This is a genomic window from Arthrobacter sp. 179 (assembly GCF_052379645.1).
Classification (GTDB): domain Bacteria; phylum Actinomycetota; class Actinomycetes; order Actinomycetales; family Micrococcaceae; genus Arthrobacter_H.
The window spans coordinates 1-5,772 of record NZ_JBQSYU010000047.1 but is presented as its reverse complement, the minus strand read 5'-3'; the positions used below and the strand labels follow the sequence as shown (position 1 = coordinate 5,772).

The window sequence follows — 5,772 nt, the reverse complement described above, 5'->3', positions numbered from 1 at the left end:
TGTCCGGCGGCGACCTACTCTCCCACACCCTCCCGAGTGCAGTACCATCGGCGCAGTGGGTCTTAGCTTCCGGGTTCGGTATGGGACCGGGCGTTTCCCCCACGCTATGACCGCCGTAACTCTTCCACCCACACCAACACCACAACAGTGTCGGGGGGAAAACTAGTCACATGCCATAAACCAGAACCACGAATGGTCCCTGGTGGTGCAACATGATCAAACTATTCTATTACAGACCCACCCCATGAAACCAACCAAAACAACCCCCACGAACAGTGGGAATCAACACACACCCCCAGAGAATCGAACCCAAGGGGCGGGTGTTTGGTTGGCTACCAGGAGTTGTTGTCCGGCAACCGCATAGTGGACGCAGCATATCTTGCCCACACAACCCGAAAGCCGTGTGGTGAATTGTGGTGTAAGTCATCGGCCTATTAGTACAGGTCAGCTCCACGGGTCTTTAGTCCCCGCTTCCACGTCCTGCCTATCAACCCAGTGGTCTAGCTGGGGGCCTCTCACACTCAAGGTGTATGGAAATCTCATCTCGAAGTGGGCTTCCCGCTTAGATGCTTTCAGCGGTTATCCCTTCCGAACGTAGCTAATCAGCGGTGCACTTGGCAGTACAACTGACACACCAGAGGTTCGTCCGTCCCGGTCCTCTCGTACTAAGGACAGCTCTTCTCAAATTTCCTGCGCGCGCAGCGGATAGGGACCGAACTGTCTCACGACGTTCTAAACCCAGCTCGCGTACCGCTTTAATGGGCGAACAGCCCAACCCTTGGGACCTACTCCAGCCCCAGGATGCGACGAGCCGACATCGAGGTGCCAAACCATGCCGTCGATATGGACTCTTGGGCAAGATCAGCCTGTTATCCCCGAGGTACCTTTTATCCGTTGAGCGACGGCCGTTCCACAACGTGCCGCCGGATCACTAGTCCCGACTTTCGTCCCTGCTCGAGCTGTCACTCTCACAGTCAAGCTCCCTTGTGCACTTACACTCGTCACCTGATTGCCAACCAGGCTGAGGGAACCTTTGGGCGCCTCCGTTACTCTTTAGGAGGCAACCGCCCCAGTTAAACTACCCATCAGGCACTGTCCCTGACCCAGATCATGGGCCGAAGTTAGGAATCCGGTACGGCCAGAGTGGTATTTCAACGATGACTCCACGAACACTGGCGTGCCCGCTTCAACGTCTCCCACCTATCCTACACAAGCCGCACCGAACACCAATACCAAACTATAGTAAAGGTCTCGGGGTCTTTCCGTCCTGCTGCGCGTAACGAGCATCTTTACTCGTAGTGCAATTTCGCCGAGTTCATGGTTGAGACAGCGGGGAAGTCGTTACTCCATTCGTGCAGGTCGGAACTTACCCGACAAGGAATTTCGCTACCTTAGGATGGTTATAGTTACCACCGCCGTTTACTGGGGCTTAAATTCCCAGCTTCGCCCCGAAGGGCTAACCGGTCCTCTTAACCTTCCAGCACCGGGCAGGAGTCAGTCCGTATACATCGTCTTGCGACTTCGCACGGACCTGTGTTTTTAGTAAACAGTCGCTTCCCCCTGGTCTCTGCGGCCCCGATCCCCTCACACCAGCAAATGGTGTTCAAGGTTGGGGCCCCCCTTCTCCCGAAGTTACGGGGGCATTTTGCCGAGTTCCTTAACCATGATTCTCTCGATCGCCTTAGTATTCTCTACCTGATCACCTGTGTCGGTTTGGGGTACGGGCGGCTTGAACCTCACGTCGATGCTTTTCTTGGCAGCATAGGATCACCGGATCACCCGCCGAAGCGGGCGCCTATCGGGTCTCAACCATCATGAACGGCGGATTTACCTACCATTCGGCCTACACCCTTGGACCAGGACGATTCCATTGCCTGGCCCGGCTACCTTCCTGCGTCACACCTGTTAATACGTTGACCTCCCTGGCTCGGGTCCCGCGCCTTGCACCCGGTACCTTCCCCGAAGGGAAGATGGTGGGTGCTCGAGGCGGTTAGCATCGCCAGTTCAGTAGGGACGGTTCTTCACCGGTACGGGAATATCAACCCGTTGTCCATCGACTACGCCTGTCGGCCTCGCCTTAGGTCCCGACTCACCCAGGGCAGATTAGCTTGACCCTGGAACCCTTGATCATTCGGCGGACGGGTTTCTCACCCGTCTTTCGCTACTCATGCCTGCATTCTCACTCGTGCCGTCTCCACCACTGGTTCACACCGTGGCTTCACTGCCGGCACGACGCTCCCCTACCCACCCAGGCGGCTGGACCACGAAGGCCTACCTATATACCTGGATGACGCAACTTCGGCGGTGTGCTTGAGCCCCGCTACATTGTCGGCGCGGAATCACTTGACCAGTGAGCTATTACGCACTCTTTCAAGGATGGCTGCTTCTGAGCCAACCTCCTGGTTGTCTTCGCAACTCCACATCCTTTTCCACTTAGCACACGCTTAGGGGCCTTAGTTGGCGTTCTGGGCTGTTTCCCTCTCGACTATGAAGCTTATCCCCCACAGTCTCACTGCTGCGCTCTCACTTACCGGCATTCGGAGTTTGGCTGACGTCAGTAACCTTGTAGGGCCCATTAGCCATCCAGTCGCTCTACCTCCGGTAAGAAACACGCAACGCTGCACCTAAATGCATTTCGGGGAGAACCAGCTATCACGAAGTTTGATTGGCCTTTCACCCCTACCCACAGCTCATCCCCTCCATTTTCAACTGAAGTGGGTTCGGTCCTCCACGCGCTCTTACACACGCTTCAACCTGGCCATGGGTAGATCACTTCGCTTCGGGTCTAGACCGCGCCACTGAACGCCCTGTTCAGACTCGCTTTCGCTACGGCTTCCCCACACGGGTTAACCTCGCGACACGGCACTAACTCGCAGGCTCATTCTTCAAAAGGCACGCCGTCACCACAACAAGGTGGCTCCGACGGATTGTAGGCACATGGTTTCAGGTACTATTTCACTCCCCTCCCGGGGTACTTTTCACCTTTCCCTCACGGTACTTGTCCGCTATCGGTCATCAGGAAGTATTCAGGCTTACCAGGTGGTCCTGGCAGATTCACACGGGATTTCTCGGGCCCCGTGCTACTTGGGATACCAATACAAAGCGGCGGAGAACATTACAGCTACAGGACTAACACCCTCTATGGTCCGGCTTTCAAACCGATTCGCCTATGCACCCGCACCTCACTCCTCCAGTCCGGCAGAACTGGAACGACTGGTCCCACGACCCCGCCCATGCAACGCCCGCCGGCTATCACACATGGAACGGTTTAGCCCCATCCGCGTTCGCTCGCCACTACTAACGGAATCACTATTGTTTTCTCTTCCTGCGGGTACTGAGATGTTTCACTTCCCCGCGTTCCCTCCACGCAGCCTATGTGTTCAGCTACGGGTCACACGACATGACGCCGTGCGGGGTTTCCCCATTCGGAAATCCTGGAATCAAAGTCCGGTTATCGACTCCTCCAGGCTTATCGCAGATTCCCACGTCCTTCTTCGGCTCCTGATGCCAAGGCATCCACCATGCGCCCTTAGAAACTTGACCACAAAAAGGTCAATTCACAAGAGCATTTGATCGAGAGAACCACCAACAACCACACCCCGAAAGGCGCCCTGCTGGGGGTTCTCAAATAAATTGCTTTCGCAAACACGATAAAAAAACCACATAACCACCACCGGCCCGAAGGCAAAAGGCAATCACATGGCATCCATCGTCCTTGCAAGATGCTCGCGTCCACTATGCAGTTGTCAAACAACAACCCCGTCACACCCACCACCACGACACCAAAAGATCATCGCGGCCTAGGCCATGCGCGGGAGCCAAAACAAACCAGAACCAACCCCCCACCACCAACACACGGTCGATACCAGGAAATCGGGCCTGTTGTTTCAGGGCCCAACAGTGTGCCATGGACTCAGAACCCACCAGCCCCCGCATCGTTCCAACACCACCAAAGCAGTGCGTACTAAACAACAGGGAACCAAAGATCCCAAGCCACAATCCGTTGACATTCCACCCATGAGCGCCCGCCTACCAACACAAGTGGCAGAAACGGGCTGAACTGAACACCACCACCAGGACATGCGCCCTAAACGGTCAATGCTAGTTGCTCCTTAGAAAGGAGGTGATCCAGCCGCACCTTCCGGTACGGCTACCTTGTTACGACTTAGTCCCAATCGCCGGTCCCACCTTCGACGGCTCCCTCCCAAAAGGGTTGGGCCACCGGCTTCGGGTGTTACCAACTTTCGTGACTTGACGGGCGGTGTGTACAAGGCCCGGGAACGTATTCACCGCAGCGTTGCTGATCTGCGATTACTAGCGACTCCGACTTCATGGGGTCGAGTTGCAGACCCCAATCCGAACTGAGACCGGCTTTTTGGGATTAGCTCCACCTCACAGTATCGCAACCCATTGTACCGGCCATTGTAGCATGCGTGAAGCCCAAGACATAAGGGGCATGATGATTTGACGTCGTCCTCACCTTCCTCCGAGTTGACCCCGGCAGTCTCCCATGAGTCCCCACCACTACGTGCTGGCAACATGGAACGAGGGTTGCGCTCGTTGCGGGACTTAACCCAACATCTCACGACACGAGCTGACGACAACCATGCACCACCTGTGAACCGGCCCCAAAGGGGAAGGACTGTTTCCAGCCCGATCCGGCCCATGTCAAGCCTTGGTAAGGTTCTTCGCGTTGCATCGAATTAATCCGCATGCTCCGCCGCTTGTGCGGGCCCCCGTCAATTCCTTTGAGTTTTAGCCTTGCGGCCGTACTCCCCAGGCGGGGCACTTAATGCGTTAGCTACGACGCGGAAAACGTGGAATGTCCCCCACATCTAGTGCCCAACGTTTACGGCATGGACTACCAGGGTATCTAATCCTGTTCGCTCCCCATGCTTTCGCTCCTCAGCGTCAGTTAATGCCCAGAGACCTGCCTTCGCCATCGGTGTTCTTCCTGATATCTGCGCATTTCACCGCTACACCAGGAATTCCAGTCTCCCCTACATCACTCTAGTCTGCCCGTACCCACCGCAGATCCGGGGTTGAGCCCCGGACTTTCACGGCAGACGCGACAAACCGCCTACGAGCTCTTTACGCCCAATAATTCCGGATAACGCTTGCGCCCTACGTATTACCGCGGCTGCTGGCACGTAGTTAGCCGGCGCTTCTTCTGCAGGTACCGTCACTTTCGCTTCTTCCCTACTGAAAGAGGTTTACAACCCGAAGGCCGTCATCCCTCACGCGGCGTCGCTGCATCAGGCTTTCGCCCATTGTGCAATATTCCCCACTGCTGCCTCCCGTAGGAGTCTGGGCCGTGTCTCAGTCCCAGTGTGGCCGGTCACCCTCTCAGGCCGGCTACCCGTCGTCGCCTTGGTAGGCCATTACCCCACCAACAAACTGATAGGCCGCGAGTCCATCCCCCACCGATAAATCTTTCCACCACCTCCCATGCGGAAGGAAGTGAATATCCGGTATTAGACCCAGTTTCCCGGGCTTATCCCAGAGTCGGGGGCAGGTTACTCACGTGTTACTCACCCGTTCGCCACTAATCACCCGGTGCAAGCACCGGGGTCATCGTTCGACTTGCATGTGTTAAGCACGCCGCCAGCGTTCATCCTGAGCCAGGATCAAACTCTCCGTAAAAAATTACAGACACAACCAACATCCCAAGGGAAAACAAGGGAAGGGCTGCACCAAGTTACATAAATCCCGGCAAATATGCCTCCACGGATACACGGGGTGCACCCATAAAGACCATTCACCAATTTATAA

At 55.9% G+C, this 5,772-nt stretch carries 3 rRNA genes; all 3 read right to left on the bottom strand.

Features of this window, described 5'->3' with window-relative positions:
- Position 1: 1 nt before the first annotated feature.
- A 5S ribosomal RNA gene (gene rrf, locus ACT3UE_RS15625) occupies positions 2 to 118 on the bottom strand.
- A 295-nt stretch (positions 119 to 413) separates the two neighbouring features.
- A 23S ribosomal RNA gene (locus ACT3UE_RS15620) occupies positions 414 to 3,543 on the bottom strand.
- 573 nt (positions 3,544 to 4,116) lie between these two features.
- A 16S ribosomal RNA gene (locus tag ACT3UE_RS15615) occupies positions 4,117 to 5,643 on the bottom strand.
- Together the 16S, 23S and 5S rRNA genes form the textbook arrangement of a ribosomal RNA operon.
- Positions 5,644 to 5,772 lie beyond the last annotated feature (129 nt).